The sequence below is a fragment of the Aliiglaciecola sp. LCG003 genome (assembly GCF_030316135.1).
Classification (GTDB): Bacteria; Pseudomonadota; Gammaproteobacteria; order Enterobacterales; family Alteromonadaceae; genus Aliiglaciecola.
This window is the reverse complement of sequence record NZ_CP128185.1, coordinates 2,969,025-2,990,759: the sequence shown is the minus strand read 5'-3', so window position 1 is coordinate 2,990,759 and position 21,735 is coordinate 2,969,025. Positions and strand designations below refer to the sequence as shown.

Below are 21,735 nucleotides of genomic sequence, written 5' to 3'. Positions count from 1 at the left end.
GTTAGTGGTTTAATCGATAACTTGATGTTAAATTTAGGCAAATTATAGGATTGCAGGGTCATTGAATGTCAGACACATTTCTTTTTGCCGAGGACACGGACGAACCGATAGAAGAGCCAAGAGGCACGTGGAAGGTGTTGATTGTTGATGATGAACCTGAAGTTCATGCTGTCACTAAATTAGCCTTAAATGATTTCGTCTTTTTAGACCGCGGGCTAACTTTTATCAGTGCCCACAGTGGAAAAGAAGCCAAACAACTTTTTCAGGAGCATGATGATATTGCCGTGGTATTGCTGGATGTTGTTATGGAAACCGACGAAGCTGGCCTGGAAGTAGCTGATTATGTTCGTAATGATTTAGACAACCATTTTACCCGCATCATTTTACGCACGGGCCAACCTGGACAGGCGCCAGAGCGTGATGTCATTGTCAACTACGACATCAATGATTATAAATCCAAAACCGAATTGACGGCACAAAAACTATTTACCGTCGTTATTGCATCTTTGCGCTCTTACCGTGACATCACCGTTATAGAAGAAAATCGCAAGGGGTTAGAGAAAATCATTACTGCCTCTGCCAACCTTTTTACCCTGCGTTCATTAGAAAGTTTTATTGAAGGCATTATCCAACAACTTTCTTCCTTATTAGGAGGCACACAGGACGCCGCTTACATTACCTCAGCAGTGGCGGGTCCTATTCCTATTGATTGCCCAGAGCCTGAAAAATTCTATGTATTTACAGGCAAAGGTGAATACCAAAATCAAGAAGGTGCGCTGTTACAGGATGTGGTCAAAGGCAGTGGACTCAAAGCCTGTAAAGATGCCTTGAAAAATCATTCCATGGTGTATGGCGACGAATTTGTGGCGGCATATTGCCAAGGAAAAAGTACCAATGGTTCCTTGTTGTACCTGTCCGGATTACCTAGAAAACTGAATAAAATTGACAAAAAACTACTCGAAATTTTTAGTCAGAATGTGCAAATTGCATTTGATAATGTGTTGCTCACCAAAGATATCGAAGATACCCAGCGAGAAATAATAGAACGCTTAGGGCAGGCGATGGAACGACACTTCAGCGTCGGCAAACATATCCAAAGAATGGTAGAGATGTGCCACATTTTGGCCACAGAGTATGGTTTACCTGATTGTCAGATTGAAATGCTCAAGTTAGCCGTTCCCCTCCATGATGTAGGTAAGCTGAAGGTCCCTATGGATATTATCCGTAAACCTGGGCCTTTATCAGATGATGAACGTAATATCGCTCGCAGCCATGCAGAGATTGGCTATCAATTGCTAAAAGGATCTCGTCGTCCAATTATTCAAACTGCGGCAATGGTGGCCAGAGATCATCATGAGCATTGGGATGGTAGCGGATATCCGCGAGGCCTAAAGGGAGACAAAATACATATATTCAGCCGCATTACTGCTATCGCTGATGTGTATGATGCATTACGAAGCAAATTATTTCATAAAGAGGCTTGGCCTTTAGACAAAGTATTAAAAGTGTTTAAAGGCGAAAGCGGCAAGCACTTTGATCCCAAGTTGGTGGATATACTTATTGAAAATATAGAGCGGATTGAAAGTATCCAAAAAAAGTATCCTGATGAGGTGATGCCTTAAGTCATATTTAGGGCTTGAGCCGTCATTGCGCAAGTCATAGATTTAATTCGACTGTGCTCAGCGACTTAACTAGAAAGCAGATTATCTTGCTCGATTTAAGCCAACAACTGAGATAGAGTGATCACTGTTGTAAGGCTGCCGGTCTTATTACTTGCCAAGCTCAGCGGTTGCCGCTAGTTGTCCACTTAAAATAATAATTTAGGGCGTTACATGTACATAATAGTTAAACATTTCCATCTTACGACGGTAGCACTATCCATTTTGTTATTTGTTTTGAGATATATATGGCTGATGAGAAACTCCAGCCTGTTACAGGCTAAATGGGTGAAAATAACCCCGCACATAGTAGACACATTCTTGCTCGTTTCGGCTATTGCACTTTGTTTCATGGCACCATTTAATCCACTCAATCATCCTTGGCTATGGCAAAAGATTATTCTAGTGGTCGGCTATATAGGGGTAGGATACTTTGTGTTAAAAGTTGCTCGCAGCACCCTTTCAAAGTGGATTGGATTTAGTGTGGCGATAGCGTGTTTGGCACTGGCTGGTAAAATGGCGGTAACTAAACACGCCCTTTTCATGCTATGACTGCATATTTGAGCAAAATCCGTTTCAAGAAGTAGTACCCGATTCCGATAACAGAGATATATGATGTTTTTATCCGAGGATACCGTGGAATCCCTACTACGCGCGATAGGTCAACAAGATATGGTCGGTGCAAGCTTAGTGATAGCTGGCCAATTTGCTGGCATCGGCGATGTTGAGTTGCACAGTGATAAAATTCAGCAGTTGGCACTAGAAGCCTGCAAGATGATTGGTAATGATTGTGATGAGCCATCACGATTTGACCAATTTATAGATGTATTTTATAAAAAGTTTGCGTTTAGTGCCGATGAGACCGACTTTTTCAATTCTAGGTACAGTTTACTTGATCAAGTGCTCGATTATAGAACCGGCATTCCCGTTACTTTGGGGATCATTTTTTGTGCGCTAGCCAAGCAATTGGGTTTTGAAGTTGAAGGGATAAATTTTCCTGGGCATTTTTTAATTCGCTTTAAGAGTCACAATCAAGTGGACGTTTTTATCGATCCCTTGAACGGTAAACCCATGAGTAAAAGTGAATTAGAAGTGTTGTACTTTAGCATTGTGGGCGAAACCGATGTCGACGCTATACCTAACGAGGTGATGCAAGCGGCTAGCGTGGAAGAGATCGTGATTCGCCTGTTGCACAACCTTAAAGCATCCTTTATCCGCGAGCAAAATTATCAAAAGGCATTGGGTGCGGTAGAAATGCTAATTAACTTGTGCCCAAATGATCCTTACGAGCGACGTGATAGAGGCTTTTTATTGCATCAATTAGATTGTCCTCAAGTGGCAAAAGCTGATTATCAGTTTTTTATTAAGCATTGCCCCCAAGACCCCGCTGCGCAACTACTTAAGTTACAAATGCGGCATTGGGATTATCAACACGGGCTGATATTACACTAGCAGTCTTGCAGCGCAGATTGTGAAGCGGCCCGCGCTTATATGGTTCTAATCAGTGGTCTAACTTGTTACTATCCTTTGCTAAACCGTCATCTATTTCCTGGACTATTTAATGAGTAATCAACAAACTATTGCTATTGGGTCAATGCTGATAGGCAATGATCAACCCTTCACCTTGTTTGGCGGCATGAATGTGCTGGAATCACGTGATTTGGCCATGCGCATCGCCGAGCACTACAAAGAGGTCACTGAGCGGTTAAATATCCCTTATGTGTTCAAAGCTTCCTTTGATAAAGCCAATCGCTCTTCGGTAAACTCTTATCGTGGCCCGGGTATGGACGAGGGCCTTAAAATATTTGAAGAGATTAAGCGCACTTTTAATGTTCCGTTAATTACCGACGTGCACGAACCTTATCAGGCTGCGCCTGTTGCCGAAGTAGTCGATGTTATCCAGTTACCAGCGTTCTTAGCCCGACAAACGGATCTGGTTGTGGCTATGGCTAAAACGGGTGCTATTATTAATGTCAAGAAACCACAATTTCTGGCCGCCCATGAGATGCGCCATATCATCAATAAATTTGCGGAAGCAGGTAATGACAAAATTATTTTATGCGAACGTGGATCTTGCTATGGGTACAATAATTTAGTCGTCGATATGCTTGCCATGGATGAAATGAAAAGTTACGCGCCCGTCATATTTGATGCAACACATGCGTTGCAAAAACCTGGCGGCAGAACCGATTCGGCCGATGGACGACGTGCCCAAGCTGCTCAATTAGCCCGAAGTGGCATGGCATTGGGATTAGCCGGATTGTTTATCGAAGCTCATCCAGATCCTAATCTGGCCAAGTGTGATGGCCCATGCGCACTTAAATTAGATAAATTGGAACCTTATCTAATGCAGATGAAAGCGTTAGATGAATTAATAAAATCCTTTCCTGCCTTAGACACCAGTGCTAGTTAACTATTTATCCTCACAGCAGTGGGTTATTCTGCAATAATCCCTGCTGTAGGCGCTTCTTGTGATGGATTGTTCAGAAGTTGTGTACTCTCATCAGAAGAAACAGAATTAATCGGCATACTTAGCACCAATTTCTGGTTATCAGTAGTAAAATCAAAGTCTTGTACTTCGAGAAGATTTTGCGCTAAAAGCATGTCTATGGTGGTAGACAACGCTATCGATTCCACATTCTGCTCGCTGGCCCCAACTGGATTGGTTGAAGCTGCTAACAGGATTAGCCCCAAAACGGAGGATCTTAAATTTTTCATAGTGAGTCCTTGGTTAATATTTTTAAACTGAAATTAGCTGTTTTGATATATTTCCTTAGCAATGAGAGATTGTTAAGGTTATGTTTTTAATCTTATATTTTTAATGTTGATTGTATTTTAGGCTGTATTTGATATGGGTTAAAATGACATTTTTTATTTTTTAGTATTAGATAAACTAATGAATTGATAGGATCTTTAGGGTAAACTAGGGACAACTAAGTAAAGATAAGTCATAGAGTCTGATGAACCGCAGATTACCGCCGTTAAACGCACTTAGAGCATTTGAAGCTGCCGCGAGACACCTCAGTTTTACTAAAGCTGCAGATGAGCTATTTGTGACTCAAGCTGCAGTCAGTCATCAAATTAAAAGCCTAGAAGATTTTTTATCGATTAAATTATTTTTGCGCAAAAATCGCTCGCTACTGCTTACAGAACAAGGGCAGGGTTATTATCTCGACCTGAAAGAGTTGTTTGAGTCGCTGCACTTAGCCACCGCTAAGCTTTTGGCATCAGGCGCCAAAGGGGCCATTACTGTCGCTATGCCACCTAGTTTTGCGATCCAATGGTTGGTTCCCAGAATTCATCAGTTTAGCCAGGCTTATCCTGATATCGACGTTAGAATCAAAGCCATCGACTTTGATGATGGTTTTTTAGCCGATGATGTGGATGTGGCTATTTACTATGGCCGTGGGAAATGGTCTGGGTTGCAAGCTGATAAATTGCACACCGAGTTTCTCACTCCTGTGTGTTCTCCCTTGTTGTTTGACGGTGAAAAACCTTTGGAAACATTGGATGATCTTAAACATCATCGTCTGCTACATGATTCTAGTCGGGAAAGTTGGCGCAATTGGATCCGTCATTTTCATGTAAATGGAGTAAAGGTAGAGCAAGGCCCGATTTTTAGTCACACCATGATGGTTTTGCAGGCAGCGGCGTTGGGGCAGGGGATTGCGCTAGCCAATAGCGTGCTGGCTCATCCAGAGCTTATCTCCGGAAGGTTAGTTTGTCCCTTTGAAGAGCGCTTGATCAGTAAAAGTAGTTACTATTTGGTGTGTCATCAATCGCAAGCCGAGTTGGGCAAAATTGCCACATTTAGGCATTGGTTATTAGAACAGGTTAAAGAAGAGCAAGATGAATATTTCCGTTGATAGTCCAGACAAGCCTAAAGCCTTATTTATCCTGGCGCACGGTGCGGGTGCCGACAAAGATAGTGACTTTATGATGGTTATGGCTAAGCTGCTATGTGAAAGGGGAGTGAAAGTGCTACGCTTTAATTTTCCGTATATGCTCAAAGCTAAAGAGACCGGTAAGCGACGTCCACCGGACAGAATGCCGACACTATTGGAGTCTTATACGCAGGTTATCGCTGACGTTGACAAAAATTTACCTCTTTTTATCGGTGGAAAATCCATGGGGGGAAGAGTCGCCAGCATGCTTGAGAAAGATGACAGGGTGCGGGGTATCGTTTGCCTTGGTTATCCTTTTCACCCTCCTGGAAAGCCTGAAAAGCATAGGACTGCGCATTTGTTGACAGCCACTAAACCTATATTGATAGTACAGGGGGAAAGAGATACCTTTGGTAGCCGAGAACGAGTGGCGGGTTATTCGCTTCCTCAATCGATAAATGTTAAATTTTTGCCAGCCGGTGATCACAGTTTTGTGCCTTTAAAATCCAGCGGCTTTACCCAAGCTGAGCACCTTCAATCGAGCGCAGCTTTAATAGCTGAATTTATGGACAAATTAATATGAAATTTCTATTAGCTTTTTCAGCCATAAGTGCCTGCTTATCAGTGCTGTTGGGGGCGTTTGCCGCCCATGCATTGAAAGCCCAAATTGGACCAGAGTCGTTGGGATATTTTAAAACGGCAGTTCAATATCAAATGATCCACAGTATTGGGGTTTTGGTTATGGCGGTATTTTACCACCAATGGAAAAATGTCTGGTTATTGTGGGGCGCTCGCTCCCTCGCCGCGGGTATTGTTCTGTTCAGCGGTAGTTTATATGTCTTAGCTCTAACGGACATTAGCTGGGTCGGGCCCATTACACCATTAGGCGGATTATTTTTTGTCGCCGGTTGGATATGTCTACTTGTTGCAGCGTATGAATATGAAAACTAATCGTGTTTTGTTTTATTGTCGTGCCGGATTTGAATCTGACATGGCAACTGAAGTGTTAGAGCGGGCTTCCGAGCTTGATATTTATGGTTACCCAACCTTTACTAAGTCTTCTGGTTTTATCACCTTTCAATGTCATCAAGCCGAACAGGCTGAACTGTTAGTGCGCAAATTGTCTTTTCAGTCTCTAATATTTGCTCGGCAAATGTTTGTTTGTGCTGAGCAAATTGTCGATTTGAATACCACAGACAGGATTGGTCCCATATTGTTGGCAGCTGAAGATTTCCCAATGTGCGGCGACCTTAGAGTCGAATATGCCGATACGACTGATGGGCGAGAATTATCTAAGTTGTGTCGTAAATTAACGGTTCCCTTACGACAATCGTTGCGCAAGAAAGGCAAGTTGAGTGCCAAAGAAAATAAGCAAAAACCCTGTTTGCATGCTTTTTTTACTAATGGTGATAGTGTTTATGTAGGCTATTCCTATAGTAATAATAGCAGCCCTTATCCATTAGGTATTTTGCGTCTTAAATTTCCCAATGCTGCGCCTAGTCGCTCAACCTTGAAGCTTGATGAAGCATTCCAATTATTTATTCCGGCAAATGCACAGGATTCACGTTTAGCCCTAGGCATGCAGGCCGTTGATCTGGGCGCTTGTCCGGGAGGTTGGACCTACCAATTGGTGCAGCGTGGCATGTTTGTGCAAGCAGTCGATAATGGCGCTATGGATGAAGCATTAATGGAAACGGGCCAGGTAAAGTACTTCGCCGAGGATGGATTTAAGTTCGAACCCCGTAAGAAAAATGTATATTGGTTGGTGTGCGACATGATTGAGCAACCGCAGAAAGTGGCTAAATTAATGGCTAATTGGTTGATCAAGGGCTGGTGCAAAGAGGCCATGTTCAACCTCAAGTTACCGATGAAACAGCGATACGAGTCGGTTAAACAGGCGGAAAGTATCGTCACAGAGCTCATGGATAAACACCAATGTAACTTTAGTTGGCAGGCCAAACACCTTTATCATGATAGGGAAGAGGTCACAGTGCATCTGCGTCTAGTATAAACACGTGTAGAACTACAGTGATTGATCTTGGGTTATCGACTGTTTTTGCTATGTTGTTTCAGGGCTTTTTTAAGGTCAATCCAGTGTTGTTTGAGCCGCAGCACAGCAACTCGCCTGCCTTTGTCTGTTGATGGTTGATAACGATGTTGAATGATTAGGTCAGTGATCTTGTTGAACGCTCGACTGACATCTCTAGGCGCTTGTGCTTCAACTTGCTTAGCAAAAGCGTTAGGGCCGTCACTTTCTAATCGATGCATATGGTGGTTTCCAAGCAACGTCAAAGCGTGCTGATAATAGCGCATTGCCTCATCTGCTTTGGGGTGTCGCCACTTGGGCAGAAAAAACAATACTAATAGTAGTGCGATAATCGCCACCACACCAAGACCGAATAAAGCTAATTTTTTCGGTGTTAAATCTCCAATAATGGATTTTATTAGGTCTTGTTGTTTATTTTGGTCAAAGCCCAATACCCATTTGCTCCATAAAAAATCAATGTCTCCCAACAGTAATCCTAACTCTTTGAGCCAACCAATAGTGTTAAATCGATTTAGTGAAAACGCTGAGTCGATGAGTTCATTGGCATTTTCCACCGCGGCGCGCAGTCCAAAATTGATCCTATTTGGCGCTATGATCGCGGTGGGGTCGTATCTCAGCCAGCCAAGATCACTGTGCCAAGCCTCTACCCAAGCATGGGCGTCATATTGATATACACTCAGAAAATTACTCTGGCGCATCTCACCACCTTGGTAGCCTGTTACCATGCGGGCCGGGATCCCACCGAGTCGCAAAATATAGGCCATTGCACTGGCATAATGGGAACAAAACCCCTGCTGCTTATCAAATAGAAAAGTATCTACAGGGCTATTTTGCATCAGTGGTGGCTGCAATGTGTACTCAAAGGGCTGTGTGGCAAAAAAGTGCTGCACCGCTTGAATGAAATCTGCATCTAGAGGGTATTGTCTACGCAAATCGCTGACCCAAAGTTGAGTTCGGGGATTGCCCTGTTCAGGCAATTGCAGGTTAATACGTTTATCTAGGCTAAATATTGTTTGGTTTAGGGGGGCCTGAGGGTAGGACCGCAATCGGTACTGATAACTGCTGACCAAGGGCGTTTCACTGACAAGTTGGTAGTCTTGCCCTTGCCAAATTTTCCGGTCACTGCTGAGTCCATCGGGTTGAGCGATATCCAACCCATATAGCCACCTTTGGTGTGTGGGTTCAGCAATAATTTGATAACTAAAATATTGGCCTTCCAGTTGTGGTTTAAATTCACGATTATAAGCTCGATATTGACGGCTTACTGCTCTTCTATCTGGTGAAACTTGCCAACTTTTGCCGTCAAAATACTCCATCACAATAGCACGCCAATATCGTTGCTGTATAGCGGGTACAGCGCCATCGAATTCGACACGAAAGGCAAGCTCGGCACTTTGCGATAACTTAGCGATATCGCCCGGCGTAACCTTCTCCGCTAAGCCCGTTTTATGTTGCTTGGAGGAAGGCATTTGCCATAAGGGTTGCAATTGGGGAAGGACTAAAAACATCAACAAGGTGAGAGGCACAGATTGTGCAACTAAAATAGACACCCGCTTGACTGTATGTTTGAAGGATAATGCTGGGCTAATGTTGGATGCTAGCGATAGCAATAATAACAAGGTTAGTGCCAGATATAATAAGCTAAAGCCAATGCCTTGTTGAAAAATGAAGCCACAGCCGAGTAAAAATCCGCAGGTAGTAACCAATTGGTAATAGTCTTTGTCAGTTTTTAACAGCATGAGTTTGAGCGCACATGCCATGACCAACAAATTGAGCATGGCAAGCAAAATACCGAGCTGAAAACTGAAGTAAGCTAGTACAATGCCACTTAGCAGGGCTAACAGGTTTAAGGTTCGTACAGATGGGGAATGTTTGTGTAGGCCAAGAAACAAAGCCAAGCGCATTACACCTGCACATATCACCAAAACAAAGATCCAACCCATTACCGGCTCGGCTAGACTGAAACTCACGGCGATAAACACCACAGTAATTAATAGATGAGCTACATTGTTGAGGCTCTGGCTCATATTATTTTAGCTCTGCCAGTCGCGGCTTAAACATCGCCAGTGCAGCAAGGCAAAGGTGTTGATGGGCCAATCCTGAATCTGGTGCAATGATTTGACTCTCCAATTTGAGTCCAAAGGGCTGATTCTGACGTGTCAGTTCTAGCACTTGAAAGCATAATTGGCTAAGGGCATTTTCAAGTTCGTCTGAGGGCAAAGCAGGTAAAGTCAACCAACTTATAGAGCCATTTTGTTGGCTAAATTTTTTTGAAATCATTCCCCTGCCTTTGGCGACTTGCTTCCAGGCTACGTGGTGTAGAGGCTCTCCTAGCTTATAAACCGCTAAGCAGTCAAAATCGTCATGGCCCCTGGCGCTTAATTGCTCATCGCTAAATTGTTGTTCAGACATTTGATTGACCGTCGACACTCGGCAAACTTTAGGTTTGGGGTACACGATTAAATCAGATTCGAAGGCAAGGTGGGTCCAGCAACGAAATAATCCGAGGGGATAAAAACTATTAATGGTAATCCGTGGTAGGGTTATTTTGCCCCGCTGTTCACAGTGGAGTGCTTGGTAAATAGGATTCGAAAAATCATCTAAATCCATATTGACTTGTGCTGGCTGACGTAAAAAGCTTAATTGCAATTTGCCATGGCTGGACTGTTCACCGTGGTTGAACCATATAGGCAACTGAATATTATCGTCGACGAAACCATTTTGTACCTTTCCCAGTTGAACATCTAACTTTGCAAAATTAAAATACCCTGCAAACAAGCTCAATAGGAACAAAGAAAGTAAAAAATAACATAATATAATCATTAAGTTATTTTGATAGTTGGTACCTAAAAAAAATAAGCCTAGACACAATAATAGGTAAAGTCCGCCAAAGCGAGAGGGAAAAATAAAGATATTGTGTCTATTTAGTTTGACGCGACGTGCTCTAGGTATGCGCTTGTCCAACCATTTTGACAGTCTATTATGCCATCTCAGCATGGGTTAAGCCGCCAAAGGGTCAATGGCTTTTAGCAGTTTATCACTCAAGGCGTCTTGTCCCGAGAAATCCGCGATGGCCGCTCGCATGCGATGCTCTGCAACTGAGGGTAAAACGGCTTGAATATCTTCAGGGATCAGATAATCCCGACCTTCGATATAGGCCCACGCCTTCGCCGCTGCAACTAAAGCTTTGCTCGCTCGGGGTGATAAAGGGTTAGGGAATCCTTCTATTTCTCTGCTATAGGTAACTAATTTTAGGACATAGTCCAAAATAGCATCAGAGCAGTGCACTTCATTTGCCGCTTTTTGCAAAGCAATAAATTGCTGACAGGTCATCACACTACTTAATTCTTCCGAGCCGCTAGAGTCTTGCTCTAAGAGCATTTGTTTTTCAGCTTGCCAATCGGGGTAACCAAGTTGGATGCGCATTAAAAAACGGTCTAACTGTGATTCGGGTAAGGGGTAGGTACCAGACTGATGCGCCGGATTTTGTGTACCTATGACGAAAAATGGGCTTGGCAAAGGTCGGGTTTCACCATCTAAACTCACCTGTTTCTCTTCCATCGCTTCGAGAAGGGCGCTTTGTGTTTTGGGGCTGGCACGGTTAATTTCATCCGCTAATACAATTTGGCTAAAAATCGGACCTGGATGAAACTGAAAAGCTTGTTTGGCACTGTCAAAAATATTCAGGCCTAACATGTCGGCAGGTAACAGATCTGAGGTGAACTGGATCCGCGAAAAATCTAAACCAAGCACCTTTGCCAAGGCATGGGATAAGGTGGTTTTACCCATGCCGGGTAAGTCCTCAATCAATAAATGGCCGTTCGCCAACAGACAGGTTAGAGCTAATTTGATTTGCCGGCGTTTACCTATCACATGTTTCGAAATTTGTTCAATTGCATGGCTAATAGTTTGCTGCATTTCTAGTTAGGCTTCCTTATGGTCTAGTGAATATAGCTAAGTAAACTGATAACAATAGTTTAGATTCCATCAACGGGAATAAACTCACCCATGCCAAATTTCCCCAAAAAAAGGTTTTTTCTACCGGTTGGGTTACTATCCAAGGTAGGTTAGATGTTTTTAGGAATTTGCTCAGTAATATTAGCCTATAGTGGATTATCTGTAATCTTTGTCTGCGATACATTGGTATAGAATTGCGAATAATAGAGGATCAAAATTTTGCTCAATGTGAAAATCATCACAATTTTTTGCTGAAAAATACTATCCTATCGTCTTATAATAGCGACCATCCCCCCTGTAGTTATTTTGTGGAATTATGAAGACCATTACTATTGACGAAGAACTCTATGCTTTTATCGCCTCTCAAACTAAGCATATCGGTGAAAGTGCATCTGATATTTTGCGCCGAATACTGATTGATGAACTCGGGTTAGTTGCCGGCGAAGATCCTCGCGTAGACGTGACTAAGCCTAAGCAAGTCACCAAAGCAGTGAGAGAAATAAACAAAGCTAAGAATCAATCTCAACAATCGGCTCATAAGCCAGTTGATGGAGTGGTAGATGCCGCTGATTTATTTAACTTACTTAGCGCGGACAAATTTAAGCAAGCGATGAGTAAAGTTGAACGCTTTTTGTTGATGCTATCTGCGTTACATCATGCTCATCCTATACACTTTGATGCGGTATTGAACATTAAAGGCAAGGGACGTTTATATTTTGCCCAGAGCAAAGATGAATTATTGCAATCAGGCAGCAGTACCAATCCAAAACAGATACCAGATTCTGAATTTTGGGTAGTGACTAATAACAACACGGCTAAAAAACGCACTATGCTATTGAATGCCGCTGACGCATTAGGGTACTCTAAATCTTCAATGGATCGTTTAGTCAAAATGTTTGACGCAGAATAAGTATCCGCCACACCCCAAGGAATAAAATGGCCGTTCATCCTCAAGCTGGGCAACCAGCCGCTCCAGAACAACTTGTTAATGTTGCTCGATTAGTCAGTGATTACTATACCAATAAGCCGGATGTTGATGATGCTACTCAAGCTGTCGCATTTGGTACCTCTGGGCATCGAGGAAGTGCGTTCTTAAGCACCTTTACGGATATTCACATTGCTGCCATTTGTCAGGCCTTAGCCGAGTATAGGCAGCAACAAGGTACAACTGGGCCGATGTTTATTGGCATGGATACTCACGCATTATCTGAACCGGCCTTTGTGACTAGTGTAGAAGTGTTGGCTGCGAATAAGATTCCATTGTTTGTCCAGCAGCAACGAGGCTATACACCCACGCCAGTTATTTCACATGCCATATTAAATTTTAATCGCGACAAAACCAGTGGTTTAGCCGATGGCGTGGTGATCACTCCTTCACATAATCCTCCGGAAGATGGCGGTTTTAAGTACAACCCTACCCATGGTGGTCCAGCCGATAGTGATGCAACAGGCTGGATTCAGATCCGAGCAAATCAGCTGATTGCAGACGGAAATCGTGGCGTTAAACGGATTGACTTTGACCATGCAATGAAATCTGACCTAGTCAAAGAAGTCGACCTGGCGGAACAATATATTGCAGAGTTAGACCAAGTCATTGATATGCAAGCTATCGCAACGGCCAATTTACGTCTAGGAACCGATCCCCTTGGTGGTGCGGGCTTGGGCTACTGGGATAAAATAGCGGATCGCTATAATTTAAATATTTCAGTTGTTAACAAAAGAGTTGATCAGCAGTTTGGTTTCATGCGCCGTGACAAAGACGGTAAAATACGTATGGATTGTTCTTCGCCATACGCGATGGCGGGATTGATCGATCTCAAAGATAACTTTGATGTGGCATTTGGCAACGATCCCGATTTTGATCGACACGGAATTGTGACTAAGCACGCCGGATTGATGAATCCAAATCACTATTTAGCTGTTGCAATCAATTATTTGTATCAACATAGAAGTAACTGGAGCAACAAACTGGCGATTGGCAAAACCTTAGTTTCAAGTAGCATGATTGACCGAGTTGCCCAGTCTTTGGGCCGTGAACTAAGAGAAATGCCTGTTGGCTTTAAATGGTTCGTGCAAGGTTTACTCAACAGTGAGATTGGCTTTGCTGGCGAAGAAAGTGCTGGTGGTATTTTCTTACGCAACAATGGGCAGCCTTGGGCCACAGATAAAGACGGAATTATATTATGCTTATTAGCCGCTGAAATTATGGCGGTTACGGGTAAAGATCCTGGTCAGCATTATACCGAATTGACCGATCGCTTTGGCGCGCCTATTTATCGTCGTGTTGACGTTGCAGCAAGCCACCCACAAAAGCAAGTACTGAGTAAAATGGACAAATCAGTTATCACTTCCACCCAATTGGCCGGTGAAAAAATTACCAATATACAAACTCATGCACCGGGTAATAATGCCGCCATTGGTGGCGTAAAAGTCAGTACCGAAAATGGCTGGTTTGCGGCTCGTCCTTCTGGAACCGAAAATGTGTATAAAATATATGCGGAGAGCTTCAACGGCGAAGCCCACCTCAATGATCTATTAAGTGAGGCGCAAGCACTAGTGGATGGTGTGTTTCAATCGCAAAATGTTTAAATAAGGTGTTTATATTGTTAATAAGCTGTTAAGTTAGGCGATAAAATCCACTTGCATACGAATTCATTCTGTTATTTAACATTTTTTTAACAGAAAAGCGTTTAATTTCCTGCTAAAACTATTGGTTTTAGTAAATGCTGTAATTTTATTACAGCATCTAACTCGGTTAATTACCATTAAGTAGGAATTCCAGTCATGGCTAAACCAGCTGTAAAGAGTAAGGCGAATAATGCGCCTGAAAAATTAGACAAAAACACCATCAAAGACGCTATCGTGCGTCATTTGCATAGCACCCTCGGAACTGACGAAAATAAAGCTAACAACCACGCCTGGTGGAAAGCGGCTTGTGCAGCAGTCCAAGAGCAAGTGCTAGAGCGTTTACGTCGCACGCAAAAAGCCCATTACTTGAATGACACTCGCGCGGTGCATTACTTTTCTGCTGAGTTTTTGATGGGCCGACTGATGTCGAATAATCTGCATAATTTAGGCCTGTTTGAGGTGACGGATCAAGCGCTAAATGAGTTAGGGGTAAGTCTTACCGATATTATGGAAGAAGAACCTGACATGGCCCTGGGCAATGGTGGTTTAGGGCGTTTGGCGGCGTGTTTTATTGATTCTTTAGCGACCATGGATTTGCCGGCAATTGGCTATGGTATCCACTATGAACATGGTTTATTTCGCCAAGAAATTAAAAATGGCGCGCAGATAGAACGACCTGATAGCTGGCGTGATTACGGTAACCCTTGGGAAATTTGCCGTCCTGAGTCGATCCAAGATGTATCCTTATATGGATATGTAGAAACTAAATATGGCGACAATGGACGGATCCAAAAAGAGTGGCACCCTGGACTGATTGTAAAAGGCATCCCGTGGGATATTCCTATTGTGGGTTATGGCGGAAAAACGGTCAATGTCCTGCGCTTATGGGAAAGTCAGGCTTCTAGTTACTTTAACTGGGATGTATTTAATGCCGGGGGTTATGTCGATGCCCAAAGTGAAAACGTTCAGGCTGAAACCATCTCTAAAGTGTTATATCCGAACGACGAAACCGAAGCTGGCAAAGAATTGCGTTTGATTCAACAGTACTTTTTCTGTGCCTGTTCACTAAAAGACATAATTCGCCGCTACAAACGTGCCCATGGTGATGATTGGAGCCGCTTTTCAGAGCAAGTCGTTATCCAGTTGAATGATACCCATCCGGCTATTGCGATTCCAGAGTTGATGCGCATCCTAGTTGATCGTGCTGAACTGGATTGGGACGCTGCTTGGGCTATTTGTAACCAAACCTTCGCCTATACTAATCATACATTGCTACCTGAAGCCCTGGAGAAGTGGCCTGCCCGAATGATCGAGAAAATATTACCTCGTCATTTAGAAATCATCTACGAAATCAACTATCGCTTTCTCGCTGAAGTAGAGAAGAAATGGCCGGGTGATAACAAGATTAAGCAGAAACTATCAATTATTGAAGAAAGCAGTGAAAAAATGGTTCGTATGGGGAATCTGTCTGTGATTGGCGCTTTTGCAGTCAATGGTGTGGCAGAGATTCATTCTAAACTAGTTAAACAAAACTTGTTTCCTGAGTTTGATCAATTGTGGCCTGACAAACTTACCAATGTAACCAATGGTATAACTCCTCGTCGTTGGTTGAAGGCTTGTAATCCTGCATTATCGTCGCTAATTGATAAGAAAATTGGCACCGATTGGCCGCTGAAATTGGATAAACTTAAAGATCTTGAGAAGTTTGCAGATGAAGCAAAATTTCAGAAAGACTTTATGAAAATCAAGCACCAAAATAAAGTGGCGCTAGCCAAAGAAGTGAAAAGTTTGACAGGGATTGATATCGATCCAAAGGCTATTTTTGATATCCAAATAAAACGTTTACACGAATATAAGCGTCAGCATTTGAATCTGCTGCATATTATGGCGTTATATCGCCGCTTATTGGAAAATCCCAATTATGATATCTTCCCTCGGGTCTTCATTTTTGGCGCTAAAGCCGCTCCGGGTTATAAGTTGGCCAAGGATATTATTTACGCCATAAATCAGGTAGCAGAACGTATCAATAACGATGTTAGGGTGAATAAAAAGCTCAAAGTGGTGTTTTTACCGAATTATCGGGTCAGCTTGGCTGAAAAAATGATCCCGGCGGCTGATGTATCTGAGCAAATATCCACTGCTGGCAAGGAAGCATCTGGTACAGGCAACATGAAATTGTCCCTAAACGGCGCCTTAACTATTGGCACGCTAGATGGGGCTAATATTGAAATCGCAGAAGAAGTCGGTGATGACAATATATTCATTTTTGGACTGACAGTTGATGAGGTACAAGCGCTGCATGCTAAAGGGTATAATCCTTACGATTATTACTACAAAAACTCTGAGCTTAAAGCCATTTTGGATTGGTTAGAAACTGACTACTTCACCCCTGGCAATCCTGGTGCGCTTGCATCGATCAAGCATAGTTTGCTTGATGGTGGCGATCCCTACTTGGTAATGGCTGATTATCAGTCTTATTCAGAAGCGCAGAAAAAAGTAGATGCTGCCTATCGCGATACGACAAACTGGGCTCGAATGGCAATTTTGAATAGTGCCAGAATGGGTAAGTTTACCTCAGATCGCTCAATTCAAAACTATGTCGACCGTATTTGGAAATTGACGCCATGTGCCGTCGACAAATAAGGCTAGCAATGGATTTGTTTTCGCTTCGAACAATATTGTTCAGATAGTAAACAATTCTTTTTAAAATTGACCATTTAAAGCCCAAATTATTGTTTGGGCTTTTCTTTATCCCTCATATGTGTATAGAATCGTAGTTAATCCCTCAATCATGCGTTTAATAAGATATGAAGTAATGGGTGTTATTCACCAATCATTAGCAACCATCCCTAATCGGTATGCATTTCTCGACCGCATAGATGCGTCGGTTAAAAGTAACAATCAGCTATCACTCATGCTAGTTGATGTGGTGCGTTTTTCGGATGTCAGTAGCTCTTTAGGCTACCAGGTTGGTGATGTGATTTTATTGGCAATCGCCAACAGGATCCGCAAGTTATTTGGTGAGCAAGTGTTACTTGGTCGCATCAGTGGCGATATATTTGGCTTAGTTATTCCTGGTCGTCACGGTGAAAAACAGCTCAGATATCATTTTAATCATTTAATTGAACATTTCAAAACCCCTATCACCTTTGATGGGCATGCATTTATTGCTGATTTCAATGTTGGCTCTGTAGCCAATTCTGTGGAAAATAAAGATACCATCAAACTACTGGCACGCGCAGAAGCGGCCCTTAAACAGGCCAAAGAAAATAAATACGAAAATCTGCAAATTTTAAGTATGTATGAAAAGGCCGATACAGGCCGTTCATTAGCACTAAAAGCTGACCTTAAGCGGGCTTTCTTAAACGACGAATTGGAAATTTACTTTCAACCTAAAGTGGAATTGAATACCCTTAAAATTTCTGGTGCTGAATGTTTACTTCGCTGGAACCATCCACTTGATGGTGTGTTATTTCCCGGCGCTTTGATCGAAGCAGCTGAATCCTACAATATGATGAATGAATTAGGTTATTGGACCTTAGAGCAAGCCTTCAAGAGTGCGTGTAGCTTTAAGAAACAAGGTTTGGATTTAGTCGTATCGGTCAACATGTCACCTACTCAATTGTATGATTTCAACTTTATTCCCACCCTGCTTAAGTTGAAGCAAAAATATCAAATTCCCTTGCATTGCTTAGAATTGGAGTTAACTGAAGATGTTGCTTTGTCCAATTCCTTAATGGTTAAGCGCCAGTTATTAGAAGCTAGATCGCTGGGTATGAAGGTTGCAGTAGATGATTTTGGCAAAGGCTACTCAAATCTTGCTTATATTCGCGATATGGCAATCGATACGATCAAAATCGATAAAACGTTCGTGATGGAACTGGAGAACAACCCCGTTAACATGGCAATCATTAAAGCAACCCAAGTCATTGGTGATGCACTCAATTGTCATATTGTCGCCGAAGGTATCGAGACCATAGGGCAAATGCAAATGTTAAGAGAAGCCGGGATCCTCTGCGGCCAAGGGTTCTTGTTCTCAAAAGCCATCCCGGAAGATGACTTTGTAAAATTATGCCATACTGATTTGGCTGTTGGTACGTCTAAAGCCTATATGAGTCGCAAGGCTTAACCCCTTAACTTTTTCTACAAACTGCTTAGTTGTTGCTATACTCTGCAAAACAAAAAGAATCCTATCAATATGTTATCTAAAGAATTAACTCACACTGGTGAATTCCTTCAATATTCCAGACGACACCCAGAATACTTTGAAAATGGGATGAATTTCGATTTGGCCGATGGTACCTGCGTATCAATTCCCAGTGCTGGCATCATTATCTTCACTCCAGCTAACCCCGCTAATAAAGATATAGTTCTGTCCTGCGGAGTGCATGGCAACGAAACGGCGCCCATCGAAATCTGTGATGATTTGGTTAAATCTATTTTGACTGGTCGCTTGTGTTTGGCGCAACGGGTGATGTTTCTATTTGCCAATTTGCCAGCAATGGATATTGCCGAACGCTTTGTCGAAGAAAACTTAAATCGATTATTTAGCGGGGCTCACGCTAGCAACAGCGAATTAGCCAATGCTGAGAGGCTTAGGGCCAAACAACTAGAGGACGCAGTTGCTAACTTTTTCCAAACTGCTCAGGGCGATATGCGCCTCCACTATGACTTACACACGGCTATTCGGCCTTCGAAAAATGATAAGTTTGCGGTTTACCCCTTTTTACACGGTAAACCTCATTGCAAGCAACAATTGGCCCTGTTGAGCGCCTGTGGGGTCAATACGATATTATTGTCGGAGAATCCCACTACAACATTTAGCTATTTCTCTAGCCATAGCTTTGACGCCCATAGTTTTACTGTGGAGCTAGGTAAAGTCAGGCCTTTTGGTGAAAATGATATGCGCCAATTTACTGCGGTAATTGACACTTTGGGCAAATTAATCAGTCAGTTAGAATTGCACGTAGCGGAGTATGACCCAACAAAAATGGATATTTTTCGTGTCAATCAGGTGATCAATAAACATCAAGATGATTTTAAATTGCATTTTGCCGATGACATTCCAAATTTTACCGATTTCAAAAGAGGCACGCTTTTGGCCTCGGAAACCGGAACATCCTATTTTACAGAGTACGACGGGGAAGCCATAGTCTTTCCTAATGCACAGGTTGCACTTGGCCAAAGAGCGCTTTTGACCGTTGTGCCCACTGAACTTTAAGGCGTTGTGATGGTTAATAATGACTTTCAGCTACATCCTCAACTCGCTAAAGATTGTTTTGAAGTATGCAATCTGCCGTTAAGCAAAATTCTGCTATTGAATGATAGTCAGTTTCCTTGGTTTATTCAGGTTCCACGTTTATTAGGTGTCAGCGAGATCATCGAGCTCAATGATGCTCAGCAAAGTCAGCTATGGTATGAATCAAAAATTCTTAGCGAGACCATTAGCCATCAATTTCAGCCTGATAAGTTAAATGTTGCTGCACTTGGAAATATGGTGCCGCAACTGCATATTCATCACATTGCGCGATACAAGTCAGATCCAGTATGGCCTAAGCCTGTTTGGGGCATCTTACCCGCGAAGCGTTATACTCAAGAAGCCCGAGATAAAATACTGCTGGAAATGAAGCAAACGCTGGAGGAAAAGTTATGTTAGTGACAACAACGCACCATTTGGATGGTAAAAAAATCGATCAATATTATGGCATTGTCGTGGGTGAAGCTGTGATGGGGGCCAACGTAATTAAAGATATATTTGCCTCAATACGGGATGTCGTCGGCGGTCGTGCTGGCTCATACGAGAAAGAATTGACTCGTGCTCGTAAAATTGCATTTTCAGAGTTAACGGAAGAAGCGCGCATGATGGGGGCTAACGCAGTGATCGGGGTAGATATTGATTATCAGGTTATCGGTCAAAACGGCAGTATGTTGATGGTCAGTATTTGCGGTACTGCGGTTAAATTCCAAGATTGAGTGGCAATTGGTGGGTGAGGCGGGCTTATAGGAAATCGTTGTTCATCCACCACTTGTTACTGATTTCTCGCAATCCAGCATGTTTAAACGCTTTGCGGGCTAAACAACAATCTTGTTGATTCAAAAAATCGCCGATACGAATACTGATATGTTCATCTGACAAGACGAACTGCAAACGATCAAAACTAGTTTCCACCTCAGTTACCCTTAAATGCGTATCGAGACGATTAAACTGCCATCTGAACACTGGATGACTGATCCCACATTCAAAAGTGACCTTAGAGGGGGTGATAGTTAGCACTTGGCGAGCATGACAGTTAAGATTTACCCGATACATCAACCATGCTAACAAAGCCACTTCAAAACCCGCAAAGGGCAAAATGAACCAGGCACCCAGTAGCGCCCACAAGGTAGCTATTAGCAACACAAAAACCGCCATCACTGTCACTACCAGCTTTGCTTGCTGCCAGCTAACCGAACGGTTTGGGGATAGCTCGATAATAGTGGCACTAGAATCTATTTGGGTGTTAACCATATTCGCCTTGTCATTTGATTTAATCGTTATGTTGCAAAGGTTTCTCTAGTAGTATGATCCAATTGAGTAAATTGTGACTATCGAGTTCTGAGTATTAGCTATTAATAACCAAAACCAAGGTCCTTCAATAATACAGAGCGCTATTTAATTCTATGTTGCACCATCTTTGCCGTTATCCGCTGCGTTACTTGTTAGCTTTGTGCTGGCTAATCATTATTATAGCTCAGGGCCAACCACTTACTTTAATCGTAGAATACGGAGCATTCTCACTGCTAGGGATGCTGGGTGCGGTTTTTGCCAATGCAACCGGTGCTGGTGGTGGTGTGGTCTTTGTGCCCTTTTTTCAACAGCTGCAATTTGACCCCAATACTACAATCGCCACTAGTTTTGCGATTCAATGTTGCGGTATGACCGCAGGTGCTGTTACATGGTGGAAGTACTTTTCGACACAGCAAGGTGGTAATAAAGACTGGCAGGAGCTCGGCCTTAGCCTAAAACTAGCAATTCCCTCTTCGGTGCTAGGCATTTTGCTGGCCCAAGGCTGGCAACTGACGCGCGGCACTATGACTGCTGCGGAACATCTTCACACAGGTTTTGGGGTATTTTCTATTCTGTTGGCACTCGCTATTTTTGCCAGCATCCCCTTGTTAAAAAAACTCAATTTCAAGCAATCACTCGACATATTCGACATTATCAGCATATGTATCATCGGCTTACTCGGTGGTGCGATAACAGCATATTTGTCTATAGGGGTAGGTGAATTGCTCGCGGTGTTTTTAATTATGCGTCGCTTCAACGTCACCTTCGCAATCGCCACAGCGGTGATCGTGAGTGCATTTTCTGTTTGGGCAGCAGTGGTAAATCACCTAGTCTTCACCCAGGCGGTTTATTGGCCTATAGTTTTATTCGCCGGAGCGGGTGCTATAGTGGGTGGTATATTGGCTAAACAGTTAGTTATGTATTTTTCGGCGACCAATTTAAAAGTTTTCTTCGCTGGCTGGGTATTAATATTAGGTGTCTTTGCTTTGCCGCTTTGAACCTGTTGCTGAGGCA

Annotated in this window: 21 protein-coding genes; 16 read left to right on the top strand and 5 right to left on the bottom strand. The window is 42.9% G+C overall.

The window, feature by feature from the left end; genetic code table 11:
* Positions 1 to 65: 65 nt before the first annotated feature.
* The 4 genes from QR722_RS12965 to kdsA all read left to right on the top strand — a co-directional run bounded on the left by QR722_RS12965 (position 66) and on the right by kdsA (position 4,071).
* Complete coding sequence (locus tag QR722_RS12965; protein WP_286283291.1) at positions 66 to 1,622, top strand: DUF3369 domain-containing protein; 1,557 nt, start codon at positions 66 to 68, stop codon at positions 1,620 to 1,622.
* Between the two features lie 210 nt (positions 1,623 to 1,832).
* Positions 1,833 to 2,210 carry a SirB2 family protein gene (locus QR722_RS12960; RefSeq protein ID WP_286283290.1) on the top strand — a complete coding sequence of 126 codons (378 nt, stop codon included), beginning with the start codon at positions 1,833 to 1,835 and terminating at the stop codon, positions 2,208 to 2,210.
* 60 nt (positions 2,211 to 2,270) lie between these two features.
* Entirely contained in the window at positions 2,271 to 3,110 is an 840-nt protein-coding gene (locus QR722_RS12955; protein WP_286283289.1) for a SirB1 family protein, read from the top strand.
* Positions 3,111 to 3,219: 109 nt separating this feature from the next.
* Entirely contained in the window at positions 3,220 to 4,071 is an 852-nt protein-coding gene (gene kdsA / locus QR722_RS12950) for a 3-deoxy-8-phosphooctulonate synthase (RefSeq protein WP_286283288.1), read from the top strand.
* Between the two features lie 23 nt (positions 4,072 to 4,094).
* On the opposite strand, the gene QR722_RS12945 is transcribed toward kdsA, so the two are convergent.
* The gene (locus QR722_RS12945) at positions 4,095 to 4,376 is read right to left on the bottom strand and encodes a hypothetical protein (protein WP_286283287.1); all 282 of its coding nucleotides are present in this window, start codon (positions 4,374 to 4,376) and stop codon (positions 4,095 to 4,097) included.
* 242 nt (positions 4,377 to 4,618) lie between these two features.
* Between QR722_RS12945 and QR722_RS12940 the strand changes: the two genes are divergently transcribed.
* Genes QR722_RS12940 through rlmM form a run of 4 tightly spaced genes read left to right on the top strand, consistent with a single transcriptional unit; the run spans position 4,619 to position 7,553 of the window.
* Entirely contained in the window at positions 4,619 to 5,524 is a 906-nt protein-coding gene (locus tag QR722_RS12940; RefSeq protein WP_286283286.1) for a transcriptional regulator GcvA, read from the top strand.
* On the top strand, positions 5,508 to 6,125 hold the full coding sequence (locus QR722_RS12935) for an alpha/beta family hydrolase (protein ID WP_286283285.1): 618 nt from the start codon (positions 5,508 to 5,510) through the stop codon (positions 6,123 to 6,125). The genes QR722_RS12940 and QR722_RS12935 overlap by 17 nt, the downstream gene beginning before the upstream one ends.
* Positions 6,122 to 6,493, top strand: a complete 372-nt coding sequence (locus tag QR722_RS12930) for a DUF423 domain-containing protein (RefSeq protein ID WP_286283284.1) — start codon at positions 6,122 to 6,124, stop codon at positions 6,491 to 6,493. Before QR722_RS12935 ends, QR722_RS12930 begins: the two co-directional genes overlap by 4 nt.
* Positions 6,483 to 7,553, top strand: coding sequence for a 23S rRNA (cytidine(2498)-2'-O)-methyltransferase RlmM (rlmM, locus tag QR722_RS12925; protein ID WP_286283283.1), 1,071 nt, complete (start codon positions 6,483 to 6,485; stop codon positions 7,551 to 7,553). The genes QR722_RS12930 and rlmM overlap by 11 nt, the downstream gene beginning before the upstream one ends.
* A 32-nt stretch (positions 7,554 to 7,585) precedes the next feature.
* Here the strand turns inward: rlmM and QR722_RS12920 are convergent, their stop codons facing one another.
* From QR722_RS12920 to QR722_RS12910, 3 genes are all read right to left on the bottom strand, one after another.
* On the bottom strand, positions 7,586 to 9,616 hold the full coding sequence (locus tag QR722_RS12920; protein ID WP_286283282.1) for a transglutaminase TgpA family protein: 2,031 nt from the start codon (positions 9,614 to 9,616) through the stop codon (positions 7,586 to 7,588).
* 1 nt (position 9,617) lies between these two features.
* Entirely contained in the window at positions 9,618 to 10,412 is a 795-nt protein-coding gene (locus QR722_RS12915) for a DUF58 domain-containing protein (RefSeq protein ID WP_286283281.1), read from the bottom strand.
* Between the two features lie 177 nt (positions 10,413 to 10,589).
* Positions 10,590 to 11,507 carry an AAA family ATPase gene (locus QR722_RS12910; RefSeq protein WP_286283280.1) on the bottom strand — a complete coding sequence of 306 codons (918 nt, stop codon included), beginning with the start codon at positions 11,505 to 11,507 and terminating at the stop codon, positions 10,590 to 10,592.
* Between the two features lie 355 nt (positions 11,508 to 11,862).
* Between QR722_RS12910 and seqA the strand changes: the two genes are divergently transcribed.
* The 7 genes from seqA to QR722_RS12875 all read left to right on the top strand — a co-directional run bounded on the left by seqA (position 11,863) and on the right by QR722_RS12875 (position 20,147).
* Entirely contained in the window at positions 11,863 to 12,456 is a 594-nt protein-coding gene (gene seqA / locus QR722_RS12905) for a replication initiation negative regulator SeqA (protein ID WP_286283279.1), read from the top strand.
* Positions 12,457 to 12,482: 26 nt separating this feature from the next.
* Positions 12,483 to 14,135, top strand: a complete 1,653-nt coding sequence (pgm, locus tag QR722_RS12900; protein ID WP_286283278.1) for a phosphoglucomutase (alpha-D-glucose-1,6-bisphosphate-dependent) — start codon at positions 12,483 to 12,485, stop codon at positions 14,133 to 14,135.
* A 195-nt stretch (positions 14,136 to 14,330) separates the two neighbouring features.
* Positions 14,331 to 16,817 (top strand): glycogen/starch/alpha-glucan phosphorylase, encoded by a 2,487-nt coding sequence (locus QR722_RS12895; protein WP_286283277.1) that lies wholly within the window; start codon positions 14,331 to 14,333, stop codon positions 16,815 to 16,817.
* A gap of 172 nt (positions 16,818 to 16,989) precedes the next feature.
* Positions 16,990 to 18,303, top strand: coding sequence for a putative bifunctional diguanylate cyclase/phosphodiesterase (locus QR722_RS12890; protein ID WP_286283276.1), 1,314 nt, complete (start codon positions 16,990 to 16,992; stop codon positions 18,301 to 18,303).
* A gap of 69 nt (positions 18,304 to 18,372) precedes the next feature.
* Positions 18,373 to 19,395: a succinylglutamate desuccinylase gene (gene astE, locus QR722_RS12885; protein WP_286283275.1), complete on the top strand. Its 1,023-nt coding sequence runs from the start codon at positions 18,373 to 18,375 to the stop codon at positions 19,393 to 19,395.
* 9 nt (positions 19,396 to 19,404) lie between these two features.
* The gene (locus QR722_RS12880) at positions 19,405 to 19,830 is read left to right on the top strand and encodes an HIT domain-containing protein (protein ID WP_286283274.1); all 426 of its coding nucleotides are present in this window, start codon (positions 19,405 to 19,407) and stop codon (positions 19,828 to 19,830) included.
* Complete coding sequence (locus QR722_RS12875; protein ID WP_286283273.1) at positions 19,824 to 20,147, top strand: heavy metal-binding domain-containing protein; 324 nt, start codon at positions 19,824 to 19,826, stop codon at positions 20,145 to 20,147. Before QR722_RS12880 ends, QR722_RS12875 begins: the two co-directional genes overlap by 7 nt.
* A 25-nt stretch (positions 20,148 to 20,172) precedes the next feature.
* Here the strand turns inward: QR722_RS12875 and QR722_RS12870 are convergent, their stop codons facing one another.
* Positions 20,173 to 20,682: a DUF2244 domain-containing protein gene (locus QR722_RS12870; RefSeq protein WP_286283272.1), complete on the bottom strand. Its 510-nt coding sequence runs from the start codon at positions 20,680 to 20,682 to the stop codon at positions 20,173 to 20,175.
* A 152-nt stretch (positions 20,683 to 20,834) separates the two neighbouring features.
* On the opposite strand from QR722_RS12870, the gene QR722_RS12865 reads away from it, so the two are divergent.
* The gene (locus tag QR722_RS12865; RefSeq protein WP_286283271.1) at positions 20,835 to 21,719 is read left to right on the top strand and encodes a sulfite exporter TauE/SafE family protein; all 885 of its coding nucleotides are present in this window, start codon (positions 20,835 to 20,837) and stop codon (positions 21,717 to 21,719) included.
* The last annotated feature ends 16 nt before the right edge of the window (positions 21,720 to 21,735 follow it).

Excerpts from the sequence above, each read along its gene's own strand:
- QR722_RS12920 (WP_286283282.1), bottom strand. The coding sequence starts at position 9,616 with ATGAGCCAGAGCCTCAACAATGTAGCTCATCTATTAATTACTGTGGTG.
- pgm (WP_286283278.1), top strand. The coding sequence starts at position 12,483 with ATGGCCGTTCATCCTCAAGCTGGGCAACCAGCCGCTCCAGAACAACTT.
- QR722_RS12945 (WP_286283287.1), bottom strand. The coding sequence starts at position 4,376 with ATGAAAAATTTAAGATCCTCCGTTTTGGGGCTAATCCTGTTAGCAGCT.
- astE (WP_286283275.1), top strand. The coding sequence starts at position 18,373 with ATGTTATCTAAAGAATTAACTCACACTGGTGAATTCCTTCAATATTCC.
- QR722_RS12890 (WP_286283276.1), top strand. The coding sequence starts at position 16,990 with ATGGGTGTTATTCACCAATCATTAGCAACCATCCCTAATCGGTATGCA.
- QR722_RS12895 (WP_286283277.1), top strand. The coding sequence starts at position 14,331 with ATGGCTAAACCAGCTGTAAAGAGTAAGGCGAATAATGCGCCTGAAAAA.
- QR722_RS12960 (WP_286283290.1), top strand. The coding sequence starts at position 1,833 with ATGTACATAATAGTTAAACATTTCCATCTTACGACGGTAGCACTATCC.
- QR722_RS12955 (WP_286283289.1), top strand. The coding sequence starts at position 2,271 with ATGATGTTTTTATCCGAGGATACCGTGGAATCCCTACTACGCGCGATA.
- QR722_RS12910 (WP_286283280.1), bottom strand. The coding sequence starts at position 11,507 with ATGCAGCAAACTATTAGCCATGCAATTGAACAAATTTCGAAACATGTG.
- kdsA (WP_286283288.1), top strand. The coding sequence starts at position 3,220 with ATGAGTAATCAACAAACTATTGCTATTGGGTCAATGCTGATAGGCAAT.
- QR722_RS12965 (WP_286283291.1), top strand. The coding sequence starts at position 66 with ATGTCAGACACATTTCTTTTTGCCGAGGACACGGACGAACCGATAGAA.
- QR722_RS12940 (WP_286283286.1), top strand. The coding sequence starts at position 4,619 with ATGAACCGCAGATTACCGCCGTTAAACGCACTTAGAGCATTTGAAGCT.
- QR722_RS12915 (WP_286283281.1), bottom strand. The coding sequence starts at position 10,412 with ATGATTATATTATGTTATTTTTTACTTTCTTTGTTCCTATTGAGCTTG.
- QR722_RS12870 (WP_286283272.1), bottom strand. The coding sequence starts at position 20,682 with ATGGTTAACACCCAAATAGATTCTAGTGCCACTATTATCGAGCTATCC.
- rlmM (WP_286283283.1), top strand. The coding sequence starts at position 6,483 with ATGAAAACTAATCGTGTTTTGTTTTATTGTCGTGCCGGATTTGAATCT.
- QR722_RS12935 (WP_286283285.1), top strand. The coding sequence starts at position 5,508 with ATGAATATTTCCGTTGATAGTCCAGACAAGCCTAAAGCCTTATTTATC.
- QR722_RS12930 (WP_286283284.1), top strand. The coding sequence starts at position 6,122 with ATGAAATTTCTATTAGCTTTTTCAGCCATAAGTGCCTGCTTATCAGTG.
- QR722_RS12880 (WP_286283274.1), top strand. The coding sequence starts at position 19,405 with ATGGTTAATAATGACTTTCAGCTACATCCTCAACTCGCTAAAGATTGT.
- QR722_RS12865 (WP_286283271.1), top strand. The coding sequence starts at position 20,835 with ATGTTGCACCATCTTTGCCGTTATCCGCTGCGTTACTTGTTAGCTTTG.
- seqA (WP_286283279.1), top strand. The coding sequence starts at position 11,863 with ATGAAGACCATTACTATTGACGAAGAACTCTATGCTTTTATCGCCTCT.
- QR722_RS12875 (WP_286283273.1), top strand. The coding sequence starts at position 19,824 with ATGTTAGTGACAACAACGCACCATTTGGATGGTAAAAAAATCGATCAA.